Genomic DNA, 23,371 nt, shown 5'->3' with positions numbered 1-23,371 from the left:
GACAGGATGATCGTCATCTTCTCCTGCGTGCCCGCCGCCGTGGGGCTTGCTTCCACTCAGCGGAAGCCGAGGGCGCGACTGATGCCGCGCGCGGCGAGGCGAACGACGGCCTCGTTCTGGTGAGGCGACGAGTCGGTGGTGCGGATCACCACGGAGACGGCGCCGACGACAGCACCGGTGCGGTCGCGCACGGGTGCCGCGGTCGACGACGAGCCGGGGGTCATCTCGTCGCGCATCTGGGCGATTCCGGTCGCCCGCACCTCGGCGAGGCGGCGGCGCAGCTGCTCTGCCGAGGTGACAGTGTTCGGCAGAAAGCCGGCGAGCGGGGCATCCAGGTACCCGTTGATGACGTCGGCGGGGGCGTATGCCAGCAGAACGAGGCCGACACCAGTCGAATGCAACGGCAGGCGGGCACCGACCCGCGAGATGACGGGTACCGCGTCGTGGCCCGTGAGCTTTTCGAGGTAGAGGGCGTCGCGACCGTCGAGTATGGCGAGGTGAACGTGTTCGTGGGTGGCCTCGAAGAGGTCTTCGAGGTAGGGCAGCGCGGTCGCGCGCAGGTCGCGGGCCGGCGGGGTCTGCACGCCGAGCTCCCAGAGGCGCAGGCCGAGCGAGTAACGGCCGTCGTCGTCGCGCACGAGGCCGCCCCAGGCGACCCACTCGGCGACGAGGCGGTGAGCGGTGGAGAGCGGCAGGCGGGCGCGCTCGGCGATGGCGGTCAGGGTGAGGGTGGCGGCGGGGGCGGGGGCGGGGGCGGCCCGCGGCGGGGTCGCGGCTGGGTCCGCTGCTGTCGACGGTCGCGCGCTGGCCGCCGCGCGCGAGGTGGCCGACGCGTGTGCGGCGGCCGATGCGTGTGCGGCGGCCACGCGGGGCGCCGCACACGAGGCCCCACCACCCGTGGGCTGCGGCGCGTCGAAGGCGTCGAGAATCGCGAAGAGCTTGCTCGCGACCGAGCGGCTGTCGTGTTCGTTGGCCACGGCACATGCTAACGCGGCGGGGCAGGCCTCCGTCAAAACAGCGGAGAATCCGACACCGTGGGCCCGTATACGGCTTACGCTCGCGAAATCTCCGCTGTTTTGCGGGGGCCCGCGCTCACGAATCGAACCCCAGCCCCACGGCATCGAGCGAGCGCAGCAGCAGGTTTCGCTTGCCGGCCCGGTGGTCGGCCCGGTCGAGCGACCAGCGGGTCAGGTTGATGCCGATCGAGGCGGCCGGTTCGGGCGGAAAGGGCAGCGGCCGCTCACGCACCATGCGCAACTCGGTGCGTTCCGTCGGCTGACCCGAGAGCAGGTCGAGCACCACGTCGGCCGCGAACCGGCTCGCTCCGACACCGAGACCCGTGAATCCGGCCGCGTAGGCGACGCTGCCACCGCGTGCGGTGCCGAAAAAGGCGCAGAACCGCGTCGAGGTGTCGATCGGCCCCGCCCAGGCGTTGGCGAACCGGATGCCCGTCAGCTGCGGAAACGTGGTGAGAAAGTGACTCGCGAGGGTCGAATAGCTCGAAGCCCGTTCTTCGTACGAGGGCCGGACCTTGCTGCCGAAATGGTAGACCGCGTCGTAGCCGCCGAACAGAATACGGTTGTCGGCGCTCAGCCGGTAGTAGTGGAACTGGTTCGCCAGATCGGCGATTCCCTGCCGATTCGACCAGCCGATCGAGGCGAGCTGGTGGTCGCTGAGCGGCTCGGTCATCAGCGCGTAGTCGTAGACAGGCACGGTCATGCCGCGGTTGCGCTTCAGCAACGACGGAAAGACGTTGGTCGCGAGAACGGCGCGCGCGGCGCGAACGGTGCCGCCGCTCGCGGTTCGCACGGTGACGCTGCCGGGCGAGGCACCCGACGCAGCCGACGCAGCCGACGCACCCGCGGTACCCGACGCACCCGCGGGATCCCACGCACCCGCGGCCGACTGTCCGGCACGTCGACCGGCGCCGCCGAGGCCGACCACGCGCGAGCCCTCGAAGATCTGCCCGCCCCGCTCGGTGACCACACGAGCGAGCTCGGTCACGAGTTTCGCCGGATGCACGAGGGCCGTCGACCGCATGTTCCACGACCCGGCGAGGTAGGTCGGCGACGCGACCTCCGCCCGCACGGCCGCCTCGTCGAGAAAACCGTCACCCTGCACCCAGTCGACCTGGTGCGGCTCGATTGCCACGGTCAGCGTTCCGGTGCGTTCGAAGTCGCACTTCATGCCGTACCGGGCCACCGTCTGTTCGATGGCATCGAGGTTCTCGTCGCCGAGGCGCCGCAGGGTTTGCATCTCGTCTGGCCAGCGGTTCTCGCCGTTCTCGTCGCCGTGAGTGATGCTGGCCTCGCAGAATCCGCCGTTACGGCCCGACGCCGCCCAGCCGACACGGCCCGCTTCGAGCACGACCACACGGGCATCCGGTTGCCGTTCGAGCGCTCGGAGTGCCGACCAGAGCCCGGTGTACCCGCCGCCGACGATCACGAGGTCGGCGTCGATCGTGTGCCGCAGCGCCTCGAAGCGGGTGCGCGAGAGCGCGATGTCGTCGAGCCAGAACGCGCTGCGCCGGGCTCCCGCCAGCGCCTGCTCAACAGCTGCCGCAGCGGGGCGCTGCCGCTCGAAGACGGTGTCGTGTGCCGCAGCGTCGTGGGTGGGTCTCATCGGGTTCTCCGTTGGGTGACGCGGCCGCCCGGGGCGAGCGGATGCCCGGATCAGGCGATACGAATGAGCTTCTTGTTCACGAATTCCTCCATGGCGAACCGGCCCATCTCGCGGCCCGAACCCGAGCGCTTCACACCGCCGAACGGCAGTTCTGCGGCGTCGCCGAGCACGAGGTTGATCCACACCATGCCCGCGTCGATGCCGTCGGCCACCCGCAGCGCCTGTTCGGGGTCGGTGGTGTAGACGTACGAGCCGAGCCCGAACGGAGTGTCGTTGGCGAGGGCAACGGCTGCCTCCTCCGAGGGCACGCGGTACAGAGCCGCAACCGGGCCGAAGAACTCCTCGCGATAGGCATCCATCTGCGGGGTGACGTCGGCGAGCACCGCGGGCGGAAAGAAGTTACCCGAGGGGGTTCCCGACGCCAGCACTGTCGCACCCTGCGACACGGCCCGCCCGAGCTGCTCCTCGAGCCGATCGGTCGCTGCGGCTGAAGAGAGCGGGCCGAGCAGCGTGCCCTCCGCCATCGGGTCGGTCGGCTGCGCAGCGGTGAACAGCGACGTGAACTTCGCCGCGAACTCGTCGTACAGCGAGTCGATGACGATGAACCGTTTCGCGGCGTTGCACGACTGGCCGTTGTTGTCGAGCCGCGCGTTCACCGCGTCTTGCACGGCGGTGTCGAGGTCGTCGGTCGAGAGCAGAATGAACGGATCCGACCCGCCCAGCTCGAGCACGACCTTCTTGAGGTGCTTGCCCGCGAGCGCGGCCACGGCGGCCCCGGCCCGCTCGGAGCCCGTCACCGAGACACCCTGCACACGGGCATCCGCGATGACGGTGGCGATCTGCTCGTTGCTGGCGTAGATGTTCACGTACACCGAGTCGTGCGCGCCGAGCTCGGATTCGGCGTCGTCGAAGATCTGCGCGATGGCCGCGGCCGACTCGGGGCACTGCGGCGCGTGCTTCAGCAGAATGGTGTTGCCAGCCACGATGTTCGGCCCGGCGAAGCGCGCCACCTGGTAGTACGGAAAGTTCCAGGGCATGATGCCCAGCAGCACGCCGAGACCGCCGCGACGGATGAACGCCGAACCATCGCCGTCAGAGAGCTCGATCGGCTCGTCGGCCAGAAAGTCCGCGCCGTTGTCGGCGTAGTACTGGTAGATCGCCGCTGCGAAGTCGACTTCGCCCAGCGCCTGGTCGAGCGGCTTGCCGACCTCACGCACCACGATCTCGGCCAGCTGCAGGCGGCGTTCGGTGTGCAGCGCCGCCACGCGGGCGATCAGCGCGGCACGGTCGCCGACAGCGACCTTTCGCGACCAGCTCTCGTAGGCGGCGGAGGCCGAGGTGATGGCCTGCTGCAGCGCCTCATCGGTGATGGTCGGGTATTCGGCGACAGTCTCGCCCGTGGCGGGATTGATGACGGCGTAGTGGCTCATTCGGTGTCTCCTTCGGCAGTGGATGCGCTTGACTCAAGGCTGGTGATGGTCTCAGCGGCGAGGCGGCGCCCCACGCGGATAGCCCCGTCGACGTGCTGGTAGCCTTCGGCGGCGAGGTCGCTCGAACCGAAGCGCAGCGGCCCCACGGGCTCGAGCTGCAGCGCCCCGTAGCGGGTGAGCCCGCCGAGATCGAAGCTCGCGGCGTAGGCGCCCTGCGTCCACTCCTCTGCGGCCCAGTCGCTCTCGTAGTAGACGACCGGGTCGAGCGCGCGCGGCCCGTAGTAGGCGGCGAGCGAGTTCAGGATGCTCTGCCTGCGCTCGGCCACGGGCATCCGGAACACCGCGTCGGCCTTCTCGTCGGAGACGAACCCGACGAGCGTGCCGCGGGTCTCGCCGTAGTTGGAATTGTCGTAGGCCTCATGCACCACCTGGTACGGGCTGAACGCGGTGCCCGAAAGCCCGTCTTCGCGCCAGAACGGTGTCTCGTAGCTGGCGTGCACCTTGATCACCAGACCGAGCGACTGGTGCTGCTGCAACTGCTGGCGAAGGCGCGGCAGGTTCGGTGTGTACTCGATGCGGTTGTACAGGTTCGGCGGCACGGCCACGATCACCCGGCGCGCGACGACGGTCAGATCATCGGTGTACACCTCCACCGGCCCAGCGTCACCTCCCTCTGCGGCGAGCGCGTCATCGGCGAGCGCGGCCGACGACCAGCGGATGCCCCGCACCGCCTGCCCGAGCCGCAGATCGTCGGGCGGCAGCTGTTCGGCCAGCTTCAGCGGCACCTGTTGCAGGCCGCCGATGACACGTTTATCGAGAATGAAGTCCGCATCGACGAGGTGGCTGAAGCTGCCGGCACTGGCGGCCATCAGCAGCGCCTGCAGCAGTGAGAACGAGTGCGCCGGCTTCGTGAGCATGGCGTCGGCGATGAAGAGAGCGACGTTCTTGCGCGCCTCGTCGTCGTCGCTGTGCTGCTCGAGCCAGCCCGCGAACGAGATGTGGTCGAACTCGGATGCCCGGGGGTGCTGCCACGGCGCCGCCGGATCGATCTCGGCGACGAGTTCGTCGAGCAGACCGATCAGTCGCTCGATCTCGGCCCTGGAGTGCGGGCTTGCCGGAAAGATGTCGCCCGTGAACCGCTTCGCCACGCCGTCGGGCCCGACGTACACGCTCTCGCCGTCACGAAAACGCGAGTAGGTACCGAGTCCGAGTTCGTCGAGGGTCTCGAGCAGCGCCGTCTGGTCGGGCGAGACCCACTGGCCGCCGATCTCGTACATCTGCCCGTCGATAGCGTTGGTCCAGACACGACCGCCGACCCGGTCGCGCGCTTCGAGCACCACAACCGAAAGCCCTGCTTGCTGCAACTGCACGGCGGCGGTCAGCCCCGTCGCTCCCGCGCCGACAATCACGACGTCACGGTGTAATCGCTGCATGACAACTCATTTCGTAGCTTCTGCGCCATCACGGCGACGGATTCGCTTACATTCTGCCATCAATACGGAGCTTTTCGATAGCACCGGCTCCACGCCTCGGCTTTTTTCCCAGCCACGGTGCGCCAGACTGAGGGAATGAACGCGACCGAGACCTTCCGGGCCGCCCGAAATACCCTGCTCGAGCACCGCACTGCTGCGGCAGCCGCCACTGCGGCCTTCGAGTGGCCAGACGTCGGGCCGCACTTCAACTGGGCTATCGACTGGTTCGATGCCATCGCCGTCGGCAACGAACGCCTCGCCCTGCACATCGTCGAAGAAGACGGCAGCGAGACGAAGGTCAGCTATGACCAGTTGCGCTGGCGCAGCGACGAGGTCGCAGCGTGGCTCGACAGCGTCGGGGTGCAGCAGGGTGACCACGTGATGCTGATGCTCGGCAACCGGGTCGAGCTGTGGGAGTCGATGCTGGCCATCATGAAGCTGGGAGCGGTCATCCTGCCGACCACCACCCTGCTCTCGCCGGCCGATCTCGACGACCGACTGGTGCGCGGGGGTGTGAGCCACGTGATCGCCGACGTCTCGGTGATCGACCGATTCACGGGCGTCGAGGGCGACTTCGAGCGCATCGTCGTCGGAGCGAACGACGGCCGTCCGAGCGTCAGCGTCGGCCGTCCGGGCGCCGGCGACGGCACTCGCAAGACCGCACTCCCCGACGGCTGGCTCGACTACGACGACTCGCTCGAGGGCCTCGGCATCGCGCCTTCGGTCACCGTCGATACCTCCGACCCGAGCCTCATCTACTTCACCTCGGGCACCACCTCGAAGCCCAAAATGGTCGTGCACACCCAGGCCTCCTACCCCGTCGGCCACCTTTCGACCCTGTATTGGCTGGGCATCGGCCCGAATGATGTGCACCTCGCCATCAGTTCGCCGGGCTGGGGAAAACACGCCTGGAGCTGCTTTTTCGCACCGTTCAACGCCGAGGCGACGGTGTTCATCTACAACTACGGCCGCTTCGATCCGGTCGCCCTGCGTGAGCGACTCGACCAGCACCGGGTGACGACCTTCTGCGCGCCGCCCACGGTGTGGCGGATGCTCATCCAGAGTGATCTCGGCACAAAACCGCGGGCACTGCACGAGGCCCTCTCGGCCGGCGAGCCGCTGAACCCCGGCGTCATCGCCGCCGTCGAAGAGGCGTGGGGGCTGACCATCCGCGACGGCTACGGACAGACCGAGACCACCGCGCTCATCGCCAACCCGCCCGGCGGCGAGGTCGTGCCGGGTGCCATGGGCCGGGCGCTTCCCGGCGTCGCCATCGCGATCGTCGACCCGCTCACCGGGGCGCCTGCCGCGACGGGCGAGATCTGCCTCGATCTCAGCGTCGAGCCCGCGAATCTCATGTCGGGCTACCTGAACGACGACGAACGAACGGCCGCCTCGCGGGCAGGCGGGTACTTTCACACCGGCGACGTCGCGGTGCTCGCCGACGACGGCACGATCACGTTCGTCGGCCGCACCGACGACATCTTCAAGTCGTCCGACTTCAAGATCTCACCCTTCGAGGTCGAGAGTGTGCTGCTGCAGCATCCCGCCGTTGCAGAGTCTGCCGTCGTGCCGGCTCCGGATGCGACGCGGCACAGCGTCGTGAAGGCCTACGTCGCCCTTGCCGAGGGCTGGGCGCCCGACGCTGCGACGGCCGAGGTCATCTTCGCGCACTCGCACGCCCAGCTCTCGTCGTTCGAGCGGGTACGCCGCATCGAGTTCTTCGAGCTGCCGAAAACCATCTCGGGCAAGATCCGCCGGGTGGAGTTGCGCGAGCGCGAGCAAGCGGCCTTCGACCGCGGCGAAGCGATCAGCACGGAGTGGCGGCACTGAGCGGGATTCGCTCCCGCGCCACGCGGAGGTATTCGACTTTGCGCAAAAGGCCCTAAACGACACTTCTTGGGGGCCTTTTCGCAAAGTCGCCGGCGTTGCCCGCCATGAGACGGCGACGGTGGCGAGGGGAGCGCTCAGCGCACCGACCTGCGCACGTACATCGTTCGCGCCCAGACGTAGCCGACTACCCCGAGCAGCACGGCCCAGCCCAGTGCGAGCCACAGATTCAGCCCCGGGTCGGCGCCGAACATCAGTGCCCGCACCGTCTCGATGAAGGTCGTGAACGGCTGGTACTGAGCGAAACCCTGCAGCCAGCCGGGCATCGAACTCGCAGGCACGAACCCGCTGCCGAGAAAGACCAGCAACAACAGCACCATGGGCGTATTGCTCGCCGATTCGACCGTCTTGGCCGAGACCCCGAGCGCCACTCCCAGCCACGACACCGCGAAACTGACCAGCGCCACAATCGCCGCGATACCCAGCCAGCCCAGCGGGCTCGCGGTCGGGCGCAATCCCATCAGCAGTGCCGCGCCGATGAGAATCACCGACACCAGCAGGCCCTGAATCGTGTTGCCGAGCACGTGCCCGGTCAGCACGGCCGTGCGCGAGATGGCCATGGAGCGAAACCGGGCGACGATGCCCTCGGTCATGTCCATGGCGACGCCGATCGACGCACCATTGGCGATGCCCGCGATGCCGATGAACAGGATGCCCGGCAGCACATACGCGAGGTACTGCTGCACGGCTCCGCCTCCGCCACCTCCGCCGCCGGCCGCACTGACACCGATGACGTCAGGCGACAGGCCTGCCCCCAGCGTGCCGCCGAAGACGTACACGAACATCAGCAGAAGGATGACCGGAATACCGATCACGAACCCCGTGAGCCCGGGGTACCGCACCATGTGCAGCAGATTGCGGCGCAGCATGGTGGTCGAGTCGGCGACGGTGTTTCGCACAGTGCCTGTGCTCGTGAGAGTGGTCATGATGCCTCCGTTGTGAGCGTCGTAGCGGGTTGGCCGGTGAGGGCGAAGAACACGTCGTCGAGGTCGGGCGTATGGATGGAGAGCCCCTCGAGCGGCACCCCGCCGCCGTCGAGCAGGGCGAGTACGCGGCGTACCGTTCCGACCTCGTCGTTCGTGATGGGCACTCTCAGCTCGAGTTCGGCGCGCTGGGCTTCATCGTCGTTCGCCGAAAGGTTCAGCAGGCGCGCGGCGGAGGTCAGGGCATCCGGAGTCTCGAAGGCGAGCAGCACGTGGCCACCGGGGATGCGGCGCTTGAGCTCGTCGGGTGTGCCGGTCGCCACGATGCGCCCGCCGTCGAGCACCGCGATGCGTGAAGCGAGCTCGTCGGCCTCGTCGAGGTACTGGGTGGTGAGAAAGATGGTCACGCCGCGCGCTACGAGGTCGCGCACGATGTTCCACATGGTCTGCCGCGAGCGCGGATCGAGGCCGGTGGTGGGCTCGTCGAGAAAGATCACCCGGGGGTCGCCGACGAGCGTCATGGCGAGGTCGAGGCGGCGGCGCATGCCTCCGGAGTAGGTGGCGAGCGGCTTGCGCGCGGCGTCGGTCAGGTCGAACTGGTCGAGCAGCTCGGCCACGCGGTGCTTGGCCGCCGTGGCGCCGAGGTGGCGCAGCCGGGCCATGAGCATGAGGTTCTCTTCGCCGGTGAGCAGGCCGTCGACGGCGGCGAACTGTCCGGTGAGCCCGATGAGCCCGCGAACGGCGTCGGCGTCGGTTGTCACGTCTCGTCCGCCGACGGTTGCCGTGCCCGCATCGGGCGGCAGCAACGTCGAGAGGATGTGCACCGCGGTCGTCTTGCCGGCCCCGTTCGGGCCGAGCAGGGCGAAGACGCTGCCTTCTTCTACGTCGAGATCGATTCCGTCGAGCACGGTCTGCGACCCGAAGCTCTTGCGCAGGGCGCGGGTCTGGATGGCCGTGGTCATTGCTGTTCCCTTCTTCGTGGATCGTCGCGCGCGATTGGGCGCGGTGGAGCGACGCCCCGGTTGGGCGCGGTAGAGCGACGCCCTGGTTGGGGCGCGGTAGATCGTCGCGCCCGGTCGGGCACGCGATGGATTGTTGCGCCCGGGTAAGGCGCGGGTGTCGCAGAGCGCGGCGCGGCGCGGCGCGGGTCAGCTCACCCGGGCCGGCTCCGCACGGTGGATGAGAATGTCGCCGTAGTTCGCCCGCAACCTCAGCTCGACGGTGCGTTCGGCACCCTCGGGGCCGTTCTCGCTGGTGAGCTCGTTGCGCACGATGCCCTGCTTCGAGGCGGCATCGATCCAGGCGGCGGTACCGGTCGGCACCCCAACCTCGATGCCGGCGTAGCCGTTCTCGAGCCGCACCGTTCCCGTGCCGACCTCGCGGATGCGCAGGGCGCCATAGGCGGTTCGAATCGAGACGTTGCCCCCCGGGCATCCGATGGTCACCGCACCCGAGGTGCGAGCATCCACATCGCCGCCGACAGTACCCAGCTCGATGTCACCGTGCGACCCGCGGATGTTCGCCCGGCCGACGATGCGTGCGATCTGCAGCCGCGCGTGCCCGGCCGTCAGGTCGAGGTCACCCGCGACCTCGTTGATCTCGACCTCGCCATAGGGTGCCTTGAGCCGCAGCGACCCTGTGCTCGCGACCTGCACGCGACCGTACGAGGCGGTGATGTCGCTGTCGCCGAGCCTGCCGCGCGTTCGCACGCCGCCGTACGCGCAGACGAGCGTGGCGGTCGACCCGCTCGGCAGCTCGATACGCACATCGACGGAGTCGCCGGGCCCGAATAGATTGAGCCGCTTCGGAACGACGACGGTCAGGCGGCCGCCGTCGAAGCGCACGGTCGCCTCCTTCGCGAGCGAGATGTCGCCGGCCCGGCCGGGGCGGCTGGGTGCCACCTCGACCAGAGTGTCGATGCGGTCGGAGGCGGTGAGTTCGATGTCGCCGACCCCGAGGGTCACAGAGACGTCGATGGGGCGGGGTGTGTCGTAGACGATCATGAGCATCTTCTTTCGTGCGTAGTCGGAGGGGAGGGCCCGGTCAGCGAGCCCAGCCGGTGAAGGAGTTGTTCGATCGGCTCTCTTTTTGAGCGCCGCGGCGCGCCTTCGGCTCGAGCGCATCGGCGATCGCCCGCACCAGCCAGGTGTTGAGCGAGAGCCCTTCGTGGGCGGCAGCCTTTTCGACTCGCCCCTTCAGCTGGTCGGGCAGTCGCAGCGTGGTGCGCGACGTCGAAACGTCGTCTCTCAGGTCTGCCCCGATCCCGTCGGGCTGCGACGCCTCGAGAGCGGGTTCGACATCGCGTGGTGTCACAAGTGGTGTCGCCACCCCGAATGCGGCATCCGGTGACGTTGCATTCGACACACCCGCCGAACGTTCGGCGAACACAGGCTGACTGGCCACCGATACCGCGAACTCCGGATCGCGCCCGCGCAGCCGCACTTCGACCGATCCCGGGGCGATCTCGCGCGTAATCTCGCCCGCTGCTTCACTGAGCGCTTCGAGCAACACCAGCCGCGTTGCCGCATCGAGCGAAAAACTGAGCTGCTCGGCGAGCGCCCGAGTGGCCTCTCCCCCGCTGGCGGCGGCGGAGGCCAACTGCTGACGAAGCTCGGCGACGTATCGTTCCAATTCCATGACACCACTATGACACCACTGCGGTGTCATAGTCAAGCGCGAATTTCGCGGCGATCGATCCCGGTCCGCGCATCCGCACGCGCGCCGACCCCATCGTCGACTCCGCCTTCATTCGAGCTACGAGTTTGTGCGGGTGAGCAGGCGCGCCACCCGCACAAACTCGTAGCTCGACGAGGGCAGTGGCACGAAGAAAGTAGCACCGGGGGACGATGGCGTGCCGATGAGCGGGCGCAAAGGGTGTTCTGCAGCACGATCCGCTACCGCCAGCCACTTCATACAGTGGCAGGCATGACATCAGTTTCCCGTGCCGCTGTGACCGCTCGAGGCCTGACCAAGACGTTCGGCGACGACGCTTCGCCGGTGCACGCGCTGCGGCAGGTCGACCTCGAGATAGCCGAGGGCCAGGTGACCGCGATCATGGGGCCGTCGGGTTCGGGCAAGTCGACCCTGCTGCAGATGCTGGCCGGGCTCGACGTTCCCACCGCTGGGCGCGTGTGGCTCGGCGAGCAGCAGATCACCGGGCTGCCAGATGAACAGCTCACCATTCTGCGACGCGAACGGATGGGATTCGTGTTTCAGTCGTTCAACCTGTTGCCCGCGCTTTCGGCCATCGAGAACATCCGCTTGCCGTTTCTGCTGGCCGGTTCGCGCATCGACGCCGAAACGACGCACTGGATCGACCTCGTGGTCGAGCGACTCGGCCTCGGCGACCGGGTCGACCACCGCCCGCAGCAGCTCTCGGGCGGGCAGCAACAGCGGGTGGCGATCGCCCGAGCGCTGGCGACGCGCCCTGCCGTGATCTTCGCCGACGAACCGACGGGCGCGCTCGACAGCGTGTCGAGCAGTGAGGTTCTCAGCCTGTTGCGCTCGGCCCCGACCGAGTATGGGCAGACCGTGGTGCTCATCACCCACGACCCCGGCGCCGCCAGTTATGCACACCGCGTGGTGCTCATGAACGACGGCGTGATTGTTGACGACTGGGCCGGCGGAACCACCGAACAGATCGCCCGGCGCACGGTGGGCGGCGCCTCGTGAGAATGTGGGCGCTGCGAGAGCTGCGCGTATCGGCGGGCCGCTATGCGGCGAGCGTCGCCGTGGTCGCCGTGGTCGCTGCGTTCGCCGTTCTCCTGCTCGAATCGATCGAGGTCTTCGTGCGCGCACTGCAGAACACGGGACTCGACGACGACGGCGTGGTGCGGGTCGCACTCACCTCGGTCGGCGCGGCCTTTCTCGGAATCGCCGTGCTCACCGCTGCCATCGTGATCTCGGGCACGTTCCAGGCCGTGTACGCAGGGCGCATCCGCGACATTGCGCTGCTGCGCCTGGTCGGCGCCACCTCGCGCCAGGTTCGCCGGGCATCCCGAATCGACGGACTCGCCGTCGGCATAGCGGGGGGCGTGGTGGGCGTGGCCGCCGGAGTCGCGCTTGCGCTGGCCGCGATCGCCATACTGAACGCGAGCACAGATGCGCACCTCGTCTTCGTTCCGGCCGGGCAGGTCTTCGTTGTTCCCGCTGTCGTCTGTCTCGTGGTCTCGACGCTCGCTGCGGCGGCCGGCGCCAAGCGCGTCGCGAGCGTCTCGCCCGTCGAGGCCACCCACAGCGTGGCCGAAAGCAGGCGACAGCCGACCGAGGTCACGCGCCGCCGGCGCCGCTGGGGAATCGCCCTCTTCGTTGCGGGGCTCGTCTTTCTCGCGCTGGGCCTGATCGCGGGTCTCGCCTCTCCGATCGGTCTGGTGGTCGCCTTTCCGGGCGGCACCCTGTCGATTCTCGGCATCGTTCTCGGCGCACCGGCCTTCACAGCGCCGCTCATTGTCGTCGCCGCCGGGCTCATCACCCGGACTGCCGCGCGAGGCGAGGGGGGCCGAAACGAGGGAGGCCGCGGCGCAACAGGCCGCGGCGAACTCGTTCTGGCAGGCGCGAACCTGCGGCTGGATGCGATGCGCACCGCGCGCAGCATCGTCGCCGTGGTGATCGGCATCACGCTGATCACCATGTTCACGGTGGCGGGCGACATGTACATCACCCAGTTGCGCGACTACTTCGGCGACGCCGCAGAACTGCAGCAGGTGTCGCAGGGCATCACCGCGATGCTCACCGTGGTCTACATTCTCACCTCGTTCTCGGTGCTCGTCGCCGCCATCGGGCTCGCCAGCACGCTCACCCTGTCGGTCATCCAACGCCGTCGCGAGATCGCGGTGCTGCGCTCGGTGGGCCTGACGGCACGGCAGGCGAGGCGGATGATCGTGGCCGAGAGTCTCATCGTGTCGAGCATCGGCGCAGTGCTGGGTCTGTTGCTCGGTGTTCTCTACGGTTTCGTGGGCGCCAATGCCACGTTCGGTGTTCGGGGATTCATGCCGCCGGTCATCTCGCCCTGGTTCGTTGTGATCATTCTCGGCGCAACGCTGCTCTTCTCGGTGCTGGTGTCGGTTCTGCCCGGCAGGCGAGCCAGCAGGATTGCCCCCGCCGAGGCGTTGCGGAGCTTCGACTGACCCGTCGAATACGTGGCTCAGGTACAAGGGCCCGTGTAAGGGGCCGGTCAGGTAATAAGGTGGGAACGGCCACCACCGCGCCGGCGTCAAGGAGAGTTTCATGACCGAATCCGTTCCTCTCGATTCCACCTCAACCGACGCCTGGAAGCAGTTGGCCGGCATCGCCGACCACTTCGAGCCCGACCTGCGCGGCTGGTTCGACGCCGACGCCTCGCGCGCCTCGACGTACACCTTTCAGGCCGCCGATCTCACGGTCGACCTGTCGAAGTCGCTGCTGACCGAAGAGGTTCTGGGCCTGCTCCTTCAGCTCGCGAAAGACGCCGACGTCGCCGGCCGGTACGAGGCGATGATCGCGGGCGAACACATCAACGTCACCGAAGACCGCGCCGTTCTGCACACCGCCCTCCGCCGCCCGAAAGACGGCGAAGGGCTGGTGCCGCCGCTCGGGTTCGTTGTCGACGGCGAAGACATCGACGCCCAGGTACACAAAACCCTCGACAAGGTATTCACCTTCGCCGAGAAGGTGCGGTCGGGCGAATGGGTCGGCGTCACGGGCAAACGCATCGAGACGGTCGTCAACATCGGCATCGGTGGGTCGGATCTCGGGCCCGTCATGGTCTACGAGGCTTTGAAGCCGTATGTGCAGGCGGGCATCCAGTGCCGTTTCGTCTCGAACATCGACCCGAGCGACATCTACGAGAAGACGGCCGATCTCGACCCCGAGACCACGCTCTTCATTGTGGCGTCGAAGACCTTCGGCACCCTCGAGACCCTCACGAACGCCCGCCTGGCTCGGCAGTGGCTCTGGGAGCGGCTTGGCGCATCCGGCGCCATCTCCGACAGCGAGGATGATCGCACGAACGCCGTGGCGAAGCACTTCGTCGCCGTGTCGACCGCGCTCGACAAGGTGGCAGCGTTCGGCATCGATCCCGAGAATGCTTTCGGCTTCTGGGACTGGGTGGGCGGCCGCTACTCGGTCGACTCGGCCATCGGCACCTCGGTGGTCATCGCCATCGGCCCCGACAACTGGCGCGACTTTCTCGCGGGCTTTCACGCCATCGACGAGCACATGCGCACCACCCCCCTCGAGCGGAACGTGCCCGTGCTGATGGGGCTGTTGAACGTGTGGTACACCAACTTTCTCGGCGCTCAGAGCCACGCGGTGCTGCCGTATGCGCAGTACCTGCACCGTTTTCCGGCCTATCTGCAGCAGCTCACCATGGAGTCGAACGGCAAGAGCGTTCGCTGGGACGGCTCCCCCGTCACCAGCGACACCGGCGAGATCTTCTGGGGCGAGCCGGGCACGAACGGCCAGCACGCCTTCTACCAGCTCATCCACCAGGGCACGCGGCTCATTCCAGCGGACTTCATCGCCGTGGCGAACCCCGCGCATCCGCTGAAAGACAACACGGGCGACGGGCACGCCGTGAAGCCCGGGCAAGACGTGCACGACCTCTTCATGGCGAACTTCTTCGCCCAAACCAAGGCCCTCGCGTTCGGCAAGACCGCCGACGAGGTGCGCGCCGAGGGTACCGCCGAAGCAGTCGTACCCGCTCGGGTGTTCACCGGCAACAAGCCCACCACGAGCATCCTCGCGCCCGCGCTCACGCCGAGCGTCGTGGGCCAGCTCATCGCCCTCTACGAGCACATCGTGTTCACCGAGGGAACCATCTGGGGCATCGACTCGTTCGACCAGTGGGGCGTCGAGCTCGGCAAGCAGCTCGCCCTGCAGGTCACCCCCGCGGTGGCGGGCGATGCGGATGCCCTCGCCTCACAAGACGCGTCCACCAAGTCCCTCATCGCCGCCTACCTCGCCCTGCGCGGCGCGTAGCCCGCCGCTCGCACCCTCCCTCCCCGCCCCCGCCCCGCCCCCGCCCCGCCTCCGCCCCGCCTCATCGCGAAAGCGACTCTTCCGGACGAGAGCGGCCGCCCCGGCGGCTCATCTCGTCCGGAAGAGTCGCCCTCGCGGCGCAGGATGCCCGCGCGACTCAGGCGCGGCGGGTGAAGGTGAGATGCGTGACACCGCTGGGCGACGGCGTCGACTCGATGTCGAAGCGCGCTTCAATGCCTTCAAGCCCCTGCCACAGATTCTCCCCGCGCCCGAGCACGATCGGAACCACCACGAGGTGCATGCGGTCGATGAGGTCGGCTGCGAGAAACTGGCGCACGGTGTCGACCCCGCCGCCGATTCTGATGTCGAGGTCGCCCGCGAGTTCGCGCGCCTGCGCAAGTGCCGTCGGTGCATCCGCATCCACGAAGAAGAAGGTGTTGCCGCCCCCGAGTTCGAGCGGCGGCCGCGGGTGGTGCGTCAGAACGATGACCGGCGTGTGAAAGGGTGGGTTCTCGCCCCACCAGCCCTGCCACGCCTCATCCATCGGCCCGCGGTACGGGCTGAACTTGTTGCGGCCCATGATCTCGACGCCGATGCCCTCGGCCCAGTTGCTGGCGAACGCCTCGTCGACCCCGTACGAGCCGCCGCCTTCGCCGGGAGCGAGCATGTCACGAAAGGTGCGAGTGCCGAACGCCCACTCGTTCAGGCGCATTCCGGCGTGCCCGAACGGCGCGTCGATGCTCTGCCCCTCGCCGGTGCCGTAGCCGTCGAGAGAAATAGAGAAATTGTGTACCCGTACTGACGACATCGTCACTCCTCGCTGCTGGCCCGCTTCACAAAACCCTACAGCCGCCGCCGCGGGTGGCAAGGCGCAAAATGGTGCGACACCAAAACCGAACGGGTATACGCTCTTCGGAATGACACGCGTACGGTGGGGCATCTCAGCGACAGGATCGATCGCACACCAGTTCGCCGCCGCCCTCGCAGAGGTACCCGACGCCGAGTTGGCCGCGGTCGCCTCCCGAACCGCCGAATCCGCCGCTCGCTTCGGCGACGAGTTCGGCATCCCTCAGCGATACGCGTCAGGCAAACAGCTGGCAGACGACAGCGAAATCGACATCGTCTACGTGGCTTCCCCCCATACCGCACACCGCGCGGCTGCTCTGCGGTACATCCACGCAGGCAAACATGTTCTGCTCGAGAAGCCCTTCGCCCTCAACGAACGAGAAGCTCGCGACATCGTCGATGCCGCGCAGGCACGAGGCGTCTTCGTGATGGAAGCCATCTGGTCGCGCTTTCTTCCGGCTTATCAAACACTGCGAGCGCTCGTCGATGCCGGCGAGATCGGCGACGTCGTCGGGCTCGATGCCAACTTCGGCTTCGCCGTGCCGCAGACTCCGGGCATCCCCAACCGGATGCACGACCTCGACGCCGGCGGTGGAACACTGCTCGACATGGGCTTCTACCCGGTGCAGCTTTCGCGATGGCTTCTCGGAGAGCCCCGCACTCTCACCGCGACCACCGTCTTCGGCAGCGGTGGCATCGACCTCGACACGGCGGCGGTGCTCGCCTTCGACCGAGGTCTGGCCACGGTGCGATCATCGATGACGACACTGCTCGACAACACCGCGACGATCTACGGAACGAACGGATTCATTCAGCTGCCGCTCCCCCACCACGCACCGACCTCGGTCACGGTTGTTCACACGACGGATGAGATGGGCGTTCTCGACACTCGGCGTCTTGAGACACCGATCGTCGGCGCGGGCCTCCGCTACGAGGTGCTGCACGTGCACGAACAGCTCGAGCGCGGTCGCACCGAGAGCGACGTCGTTCCGTGGGCCGACACTCTCGGGGTGATGCGCACCCTCGACCGCATTCGAGCTGAGATCGGGCTTCGATACCCCTCGGAGTGAGTCAATCGATGAGGTCGTACGCGCGGGCGCGAACGCGAGCATCCTCAATGCCGAGGAATTCGTCGAATCCGCCCACACTGAGCTCACGTTCGATGGCGATCGTCGACGATTCGCGCTTCAGCGTCTCGAGCGCGTTCTTCATGCCGGCTTTGGCTGCAATGTGAGTGACGCCGTAGTAAATCACCACGTCTGCACTTTGCGCGGCGTGGTCGGCGGCGCTGTGCTGCGGAAAGTCGGGCTGGAAGATCGGCACGGTGCTCTCGGCCCTCAGCCGGCGGTGAGAATCTTCGTCGAGGAACCCCGCGACGAAGAGGCCATCGGCGCCGGCCTCCTGGTAGGCCAGAAGGCGGTCGACCGCCGCGGTCGGGCCCTCCGTTCCCGGTGAATCGCTGCGCGCGATGATCATGAACGACTCCGACTCCCTGGCATCGAGCGCCGCCTTGAGTTTGTCGACCGTCTGGCCCACGGGCAGAATGCGTGAATTCCGGCTCAGGTGTTTGCCGAACTCATGATCTTCGATGTGGGTAGCGGCGGCACCGGCACGCTCGAGAACGCGGATCGAGCGGGCGACGTGCAGCGGATTACCCCAGCCCCCCTCGCCATCGACGATCACCGGAACACCGGCTATCGGGGCGAGTCGGCGCACTTGGTCAGCCATGTCTTCGAGCCCGATGTACCCGATATCCGGCACTGCGTACTTCGTCGCACCCGTGGCGTAGCTGCCGATGTACGCTGCGTCGAACTCGAGTTCGCGCACGAGAAGCGCAGAGATGCCGTCGTAGATCGAGGGAACGATCAGGGGAGAGTTGCTGGCGATAACGTCTTGAAGTGTGCGCACCATTGCGGCGTTCCTTTCGCGGAATTCGATTACGACGCTAACGGCATGTTCGACGCTCGTCTACGACACATTCGGCCCGTCATTAGTGCAATCAGAGTCGCAATCGGCGACTAGAACTCCCACGGCTCGGCAAAGTACTCTCGCGCAGCCTCGATGACGGGGGTCAAGTCGGCCTCAACGTCTCGGTCGGTGCGCCACGTCAGATAGGTCGACGCCTTTGCCGGAACGCCGGCGAGTGGACGTATGACCACGCCGTCGCCGGAGAGGTACTTGTGCCAGGGGGATGAGGGGTTCGCCAACGTCAGGCAACAGGAGTCTCCGGCAGAGATCATCGCGGAGAGACCTCCCACGATCTCCGCCTCGACGGGTACGAGTTCGGCCGCCGCATCGGCGAACAATTGCGTCTCTGGGCTGAACGATCCGGCCCCCGGCTGCATGAGCAACCGGATCCCGACCAGATCGTGGGGTGTGACCTCCGTCAGCTCGCTGAACCTCGGGATGTCGGGCAGGGCGATCGCGGGCGTCTCCCGCAAGAGCTCCCAATACTCCAGCCGACGATCATCCACTCGTCTGTTCACCAGGCCGAACGCCAATCGCCCATTCAGGATGCGCTCCATCTGAGCGTAGGACTCGAGCGGATGCAAGCGCACCACCGCTTCGGGCTCGACCGCCTTGACCACATCGGCGATGAACGCATTCGTCAACTCGAGCGGCAGCGATCGTAATCCGACATCGAACTCGCGGTGACCCTGCAGCCTTCGGGTCATTTCGCGACGAAGTGCGTCTAAGTCGGCCAGCGTCTTCTCGGCATAGGGAACGAGTGCAATGCCGAGCGGGGTGAGCTCGACTTTGCGGGTTCCTCTGGCGAACAGCGTTCCACCGATCTCGAGTTCGAGCTGCTGGATGCTGCGACTCAAAGGCGAGGCGGCCATCACGAGATTCTCGGCCGCACGGGTGTAGTTGAGAGTCTCAGCAACGGCCAAGAAATGACGAAGGTGTCGAACATCCATGATTCAAATCATGACCTATTTCAGCGCAATACCCGCGCAATTCGGTCGTGGACTTCGCCTATGCCCGACCTCTAGTGTCTGAATACTGCACCGAGGTGAACCAATCTCACGGCCCTCGGCACGCCCCGCACCCAACTGAACAGGAAGATAACGATGTCTGCCTCTGCCCTTTTACCACCCGTGAAAGTCAGGCCCTACGCGGTTATTGTCGCCATTTTCATCTTGATCGAAGCCACCGGCATCTTCGAACAGGTGATGGTGTACACCGCGATTCCGACCCTCATGGGGGTCTTCAATATCGACACCGCCACTATCTCTTGGGTGATCACCGTTTTTCTCCTCGTGGGCGCAGCAACGGCCGCGATCTCTGGGCGGCTCGGCGACATCTACGGGCGAAAAAAGATTCTCATCATCATGATGGCGATCTCTGCCGCGGGCTCGGTGATCAGCGTGGTCTTCGGAAACTTCGAAGGCATTCTGATCGGTCGTGCGCTGCAGGGTACCAGCGCCGCGCTCTTTCCGTTGCTGGTGGGCATCGCCCGCGAAGTCGTCCCTGCTCCCCGCGTGCCCGTGTTGATCGCAATCACGACGGGCACAGCATCCATCGCCGGCTCTGTCGGCGCCCTGGTGGCGGGAGTGCTGCTCGACCTCGGCGACTGGCGCGTGATGTTTCTCGCTTCTGGAGTACTCGCGTTGTGCGCACTTGCTGCCGCGACCGGTCTGCCCCGGTCGATCGTCACGCCGTTCGAACGCACTCGATTCGATATCGTCGGCGCCGTCGTGCTCGCTCCGGCGGTCGCTGCCATACTCTTCGCGTTCAACTCGTCCCGGTCGGGCATGACACCGTTCGCCATTGTTCTGATCGTCATCGGCCTGGCGCTGATCGCCTTCTGGATCGTGTGGGAGTTGCGCATCAAGAACCCGATGTTCAACCTGCGCCTCTTCAAGCAACGAGCACTCACGCTCGTGCTTGTGACCACCGCCTTCATAGGGCTCGGCGTGTTCGGAGCTGGAGCGCTGCTGAACCCGATCCTCATGCAGGGAAAGACGAGCATGCCGGTGGGCTTGGGGCTGACCCCCACCGTCGCAGGCCTTTATGGGCTGGTCACCGGAATCATCGGATTCATTCTCTCGCCGATCGGCGGGAAGGTGGCCGCGAAATACGGCGCCAAGATCACGCTCGCTATCGGCATCATCGTCGCGCTCATCGGCTTCGCCGGGTTCCTTGTCGCGGTGCACAACCTGCCGCTGGCCGTGATCGCGACGATCTTCACCGGGGTCGGTACGTCGCTTATTCTCGTCGGTCTGCCTAACCTCATCGTCGAGGTCGTGCCACCCCAGAACACCGGTGAGGCCATCGGCATCGTCTACCAGGTAGCGCGCACGCTCTTCAGCGCCGTCGGCACGACAGTTGTCGGCATTCTGCTGGCCTCGTCGGTCGTGCCCGGAACGACAGCGCCCACCTACTCGGCCTGGGCGACGGTACTCGCCTACATCGGCGCTACCGCGCTGCTGGCCCTGGTCGTCACTCTCTTCATTCGTAAGGTGAAGCCGATGGATCAGCGCGGCGAGGTGATCGAGGCGATCGCCGAAGTGCAAGAAGAAATACTCGAGAACCGGGCCGAGGCTCACGGCCCGACAACCACCAGCAAGGTCGGCCAGTGACGGCAAATGATCTGTTGCTGCTCCGCAACATCTCGGTGCGGCCAGGCCACGAAGAGCAGTTCGGTGAGTCCTGGGGTCAGGATGCCGCCTCGCACGTCGCTGACGGAGCCGAACTGCTCGACGCCTATCTCGAAACCGGCACCGGCCTCGTGTACAACCTCAACGAGAATCGGGCCAGTGACACGGGTGCGCGCCGCATCCACACCAGCCTGTGGCGCGTGGCAGACCCGGCCGCAGCAGCGATCACCCTTTCGACACTGAGCGAACGACTCGCACCTCACGCTTCGGGTGTCGAGGTTACGGCGGTGGTCGCTGAGCATCTGCCGACAGCCGACGACGAGACGCTGTCGAAGATGACGATCATGCGCCGCTACAGCATCCAAGGCGACTGGAACGAGTTTCTCGAGGTGTGGCGAGAAGTCGCCGCCGTTCGCGAGAAATACCGGTTCGCTTTGCTTTTCGCGGTCGCCGATCGTTTGTCGAATGTCTTCACCTGGGCATTCACGACTGAGCAGAACGACTTTTCGTCGTTCATGTCCGAGGGCCAGAAAGACTACTACGGGGACCCCCAGCGCGTGCGACTGGAAAGCATCAACGCCTATATGAAGGAGATCGCGCTCACTCCCGCGAAGCGCCTTTCGACGGCTGAGCTCGGAGGCTAGACGCCTCGTGGGCGCGTCATAACGGGTGGCGCTGAGCACGAAAGGTGTCGGCGATCCAGTCGGCGATGTACGCCGAGACCACAGGCATGTTGTCGATGCTGATGTGTTCCGTTCCCCCTTCGGGATCGGCGAAGATGCGCAGCGCGCGTTCCGGTGAGTTCACGGCCTGGTCGTAACTGCGCTGGGCATACTTCACGTTGATCTGACGGTCGTTGGCTCCGTGCGTGATGAGAAACGGAACGGTTATCTTCTCCACGACACCGTCAAGCGATACCTCGTCGGCGATCGCCAGAAATTCAGCCATCGAGTCGGCGCCCCACACCCAGCGCACGTGATCCCAATAGTGCGGAACGGGATTCTCGCCCTCTCGATTGAGTCGCCCGCGCTGAACCTCCCCCCAATCGTGGTTGGCACCCCATGCGACGACCAGCTTCAGACGCTTTTCGAAGGCGGCCGCTCGGGGCGCGTAGTATCCCCCGAGCGACCACCCGACGATACCGATCTGGTCGGGGTCGACCTCGGGCATCGTCTCGAGAACATCGATGCAGGCGGCCGCCCACACCTCGGTATCGAAGCGTGAGGTGAGACCCCGCAGTCGAAGCGCCTCGCCCGTGCCGGGCGTGTCGACCATCAGCGTCGAAATGCCGCGCCGAGCGAGTTCTGCAGAGAACCCGGAGTAATACATCATCTCTTTGGTCGAATCGAGCCCGTTCCATTGGATGATGACGGGAGCCGGCTGGCCGTCGAGCGCTTCGGCCGCAACGAAGTACGCAGGAAACGAGGCCCCTTCGAACGGTATCTCGACAGGTCGCAGGTTCTTGCCACTGAGCTCGACGTGCTTCAAGAGCAGATCGATCGACTTCTGGTACGCGGCATTCCGCCCCGGCCACTGCGGCGATTGCAGCCGTTCCGCCTGAGAGGTGTAGAGGCTGGCCCGATAGTATTTGTCGGCGGCGGCGATCGCTCGCCCGTCGGACTCATCGGCTCGAGCGGAATCAGTGAGCCGGTTAGCCACCGCCTCCCACGACGCATAGAGTTCCTCGGTGCCCGCGTCATCGCCATTCTGCGAGGCCTGCAGCACCGGTTTGCACGCGCGGTCGACCTCATCGATGAATCCGCCATTGTTGAGAGTGGCGACGACGGAGAGATTCCAGACGTAGTTTCCGGGAAAATATTCGAACATCGATTGCCTTACTTCTGTGCGGTCGCCGCAGCGATCGTGTCTGACATGTATTTGATTCCCCTCGATGAGGTGTAGCCGCCGTCGATCGGAATCTCTGCGCCCGAAACGTATGACGCCGCATCCGAGAGCAGAAAGGCGACCACTGCTGCGACCTCTTCGGGCTCCCCCGTGCGTTCGAGTGGAGTGAGGGCGAGCTGCGCTGCCGTCATCGCCGTCGAAGCGTTCGCCATCATCGGCGTCTCGATGTAACCGGGGTGCACGATGTTGGTGCGGATGCCGCGATGACCGAACTCGGTCGTCGCAACGGCGCTCAGGCCGCGCAGACCCCACTTGCTTGCGGTGTACGCGACGGTATGGTGCGGGGTCAGCGCGGCCGACGATCCCACGTTGACGATGGATGCACCACGCGTCATCAGCGGCGACAGAGCCTGGATGCCCAGCATCGGTCCGGTCAGGTTGATTGCGAGCACGCGATTCCAGTCCGCGAGGTCGATCTCACCCAATCTCGCGCGGAACGGCACACCTGCGTTGTTCACCAAGCCGTCCACGCGACCTAAGCCGGCCGCGAGCAGGGCCCAGTCGCCCTCGCTCACGACGTCGAGCCGGAGGTAGTCGATGGTGCCAGCGAGGCCGGCCGAGCGATGCTGCAACGAAGAGGGCGCCTCCTCGGCGACGTCGGTGGCAATGACGTGTGCACCGCTCGCTGCCAGCACAAGGGCCTCTGCTGCACCCTGCCCTCCTGCCGCGCCGGTGATCACGACGATCTTGCCGGTCAGCCCGGGAAGTGAAATCGGTTGGTTCAT

The 23,371-nt window shown here is 66.5% G+C and carries 20 protein-coding genes; 7 read left to right on the top strand and 13 right to left on the bottom strand.

Annotated features, from left to right (window positions below; all coding sequences use genetic code 11):
- Nucleotides 1-56: 56 nt before the first annotated feature.
- From LQ955_RS17700 to LQ955_RS17685, 4 genes are all read right to left on the bottom strand, one after another.
- A complete protein-coding gene (locus LQ955_RS17700; protein WP_231025797.1) occupies nt 57-977 on the bottom strand; it encodes an IclR family transcriptional regulator in 921 nt (306 codons plus the stop codon).
- Between the two features lie 115 nt (nt 978-1,092).
- Nucleotides 1,093-2,622 (bottom strand): NAD(P)/FAD-dependent oxidoreductase, encoded by a 1,530-nt coding sequence (locus LQ955_RS17695; protein WP_231025796.1) that lies wholly within the window; start codon nt 2,620-2,622, stop codon nt 1,093-1,095.
- Nucleotides 2,623-2,672: 50 nt separating this feature from the next.
- The gene (locus LQ955_RS17690) at nt 2,673-4,052 is read right to left on the bottom strand and encodes an NAD-dependent succinate-semialdehyde dehydrogenase (protein ID WP_231025795.1); all 1,380 of its coding nucleotides are present in this window, start codon (nt 4,050-4,052) and stop codon (nt 2,673-2,675) included.
- Entirely contained in the window at nt 4,049-5,485 is a 1,437-nt protein-coding gene (locus tag LQ955_RS17685) for a flavin monoamine oxidase family protein (protein ID WP_231025794.1), read from the bottom strand. Before LQ955_RS17685 ends, LQ955_RS17690 begins: the two co-directional genes overlap by 4 nt.
- A 135-nt stretch (nt 5,486-5,620) precedes the next feature.
- Between LQ955_RS17685 and LQ955_RS17680 the strand changes: the two genes are divergently transcribed.
- On the top strand, nt 5,621-7,357 hold the full coding sequence (locus tag LQ955_RS17680; RefSeq protein WP_231025793.1) for an AMP-binding protein: 1,737 nt from the start codon (nt 5,621-5,623) through the stop codon (nt 7,355-7,357).
- A gap of 134 nt (nt 7,358-7,491) precedes the next feature.
- On the opposite strand, the gene LQ955_RS17675 is transcribed toward LQ955_RS17680, so the two are convergent.
- The 4 genes from LQ955_RS17675 to LQ955_RS17660 all read right to left on the bottom strand — a co-directional run bounded on the left by LQ955_RS17675 (nt 7,492) and on the right by LQ955_RS17660 (nt 10,974).
- Nucleotides 7,492-8,340, bottom strand: a complete 849-nt coding sequence (locus tag LQ955_RS17675; protein WP_231025792.1) for an ABC transporter permease — start codon at nt 8,338-8,340, stop codon at nt 7,492-7,494.
- Complete coding sequence (locus LQ955_RS17670; protein WP_231025791.1) at nt 8,337-9,299, bottom strand: ATP-binding cassette domain-containing protein; 963 nt, start codon at nt 9,297-9,299, stop codon at nt 8,337-8,339. Before LQ955_RS17670 ends, LQ955_RS17675 begins: the two co-directional genes overlap by 4 nt.
- A 186-nt stretch (nt 9,300-9,485) precedes the next feature.
- Entirely contained in the window at nt 9,486-10,340 is an 855-nt protein-coding gene (locus tag LQ955_RS17665) for a DUF4097 family beta strand repeat-containing protein (protein WP_231025790.1), read from the bottom strand.
- Between the two features lie 40 nt (nt 10,341-10,380).
- Nucleotides 10,381-10,974 (bottom strand): toxin-antitoxin system HicB family antitoxin, encoded by a 594-nt coding sequence (locus tag LQ955_RS17660; RefSeq protein ID WP_231025789.1) that lies wholly within the window; start codon nt 10,972-10,974, stop codon nt 10,381-10,383.
- Nucleotides 10,975-11,262: 288 nt separating this feature from the next.
- On the opposite strand from LQ955_RS17660, the gene LQ955_RS17655 reads away from it, so the two are divergent.
- From LQ955_RS17655 to pgi, 3 genes are all read left to right on the top strand, one after another.
- Nucleotides 11,263-12,009 (top strand): ABC transporter ATP-binding protein, encoded by a 747-nt coding sequence (locus tag LQ955_RS17655; protein ID WP_231025788.1) that lies wholly within the window; start codon nt 11,263-11,265, stop codon nt 12,007-12,009.
- 2 nt (nt 12,010-12,011) lie between these two features.
- Nucleotides 12,012-13,463 (top strand): ABC transporter permease, encoded by a 1,452-nt coding sequence (locus tag LQ955_RS17650; protein ID WP_231028186.1) that lies wholly within the window; start codon nt 12,012-12,014, stop codon nt 13,461-13,463.
- 100 nt (nt 13,464-13,563) lie between these two features.
- Nucleotides 13,564-15,294: a glucose-6-phosphate isomerase gene (pgi, locus tag LQ955_RS17645; protein ID WP_231025787.1), complete on the top strand. Its 1,731-nt coding sequence runs from the start codon at nt 13,564-13,566 to the stop codon at nt 15,292-15,294.
- Between the two features lie 157 nt (nt 15,295-15,451).
- On the opposite strand, the gene LQ955_RS17640 is transcribed toward pgi, so the two are convergent.
- Nucleotides 15,452-16,102: a dihydrofolate reductase family protein gene (locus LQ955_RS17640; protein WP_231025786.1), complete on the bottom strand. Its 651-nt coding sequence runs from the start codon at nt 16,100-16,102 to the stop codon at nt 15,452-15,454.
- 109 nt (nt 16,103-16,211) lie between these two features.
- Between LQ955_RS17640 and LQ955_RS17635 the strand changes: the two genes are divergently transcribed.
- A complete protein-coding gene (locus LQ955_RS17635) occupies nt 16,212-17,210 on the top strand; it encodes a Gfo/Idh/MocA family protein (RefSeq protein ID WP_231025785.1) in 999 nt (332 codons plus the stop codon).
- A 1-nt stretch (nt 17,211) separates the two neighbouring features.
- Here the strand turns inward: LQ955_RS17635 and LQ955_RS17630 are convergent, their stop codons facing one another.
- Nucleotides 17,212-18,051 carry an isocitrate lyase/PEP mutase family protein gene (locus LQ955_RS17630; protein WP_231025784.1) on the bottom strand — a complete coding sequence of 280 codons (840 nt, stop codon included), beginning with the start codon at nt 18,049-18,051 and terminating at the stop codon, nt 17,212-17,214.
- Between the two features lie 107 nt (nt 18,052-18,158).
- The gene (locus tag LQ955_RS17625; RefSeq protein ID WP_231025783.1) at nt 18,159-19,058 is read right to left on the bottom strand and encodes a LysR family transcriptional regulator; all 900 of its coding nucleotides are present in this window, start codon (nt 19,056-19,058) and stop codon (nt 18,159-18,161) included.
- A gap of 222 nt (nt 19,059-19,280) precedes the next feature.
- On the opposite strand from LQ955_RS17625, the gene LQ955_RS17620 reads away from it, so the two are divergent.
- Nucleotides 19,281-20,723, top strand: coding sequence for an MFS transporter (locus LQ955_RS17620; RefSeq protein ID WP_231025782.1), 1,443 nt, complete (start codon nt 19,281-19,283; stop codon nt 20,721-20,723).
- Nucleotides 20,720-21,385 carry a hypothetical protein gene (locus LQ955_RS17615; RefSeq protein ID WP_231025781.1) on the top strand — a complete coding sequence of 222 codons (666 nt, stop codon included), beginning with the start codon at nt 20,720-20,722 and terminating at the stop codon, nt 21,383-21,385. Before LQ955_RS17620 ends, LQ955_RS17615 begins: the two co-directional genes overlap by 4 nt.
- Before the next feature lie 16 nt (nt 21,386-21,401).
- On the opposite strand, the gene LQ955_RS17610 is transcribed toward LQ955_RS17615, so the two are convergent.
- Both LQ955_RS17610 and LQ955_RS17605 read right to left on the bottom strand, forming a co-directional pair.
- A complete protein-coding gene (locus LQ955_RS17610) occupies nt 21,402-22,568 on the bottom strand; it encodes an alpha/beta hydrolase family protein (RefSeq protein ID WP_231025780.1) in 1,167 nt (388 codons plus the stop codon).
- A gap of 8 nt (nt 22,569-22,576) precedes the next feature.
- Nucleotides 22,577-23,371 carry an SDR family NAD(P)-dependent oxidoreductase gene (locus tag LQ955_RS17605; RefSeq protein WP_231025779.1) on the bottom strand — a complete coding sequence of 265 codons (795 nt, stop codon included), beginning with the start codon at nt 23,369-23,371 and terminating at the stop codon, nt 22,577-22,579.

Origin of the sequence: Subtercola endophyticus (assembly GCF_021044565.1) — a bacterium.
Taxonomy (GTDB): domain Bacteria; phylum Actinomycetota; class Actinomycetes; order Actinomycetales; family Microbacteriaceae; genus Subtercola; species Subtercola endophyticus.
This window is presented reverse-complemented; position numbering and strand designations above follow the sequence as displayed.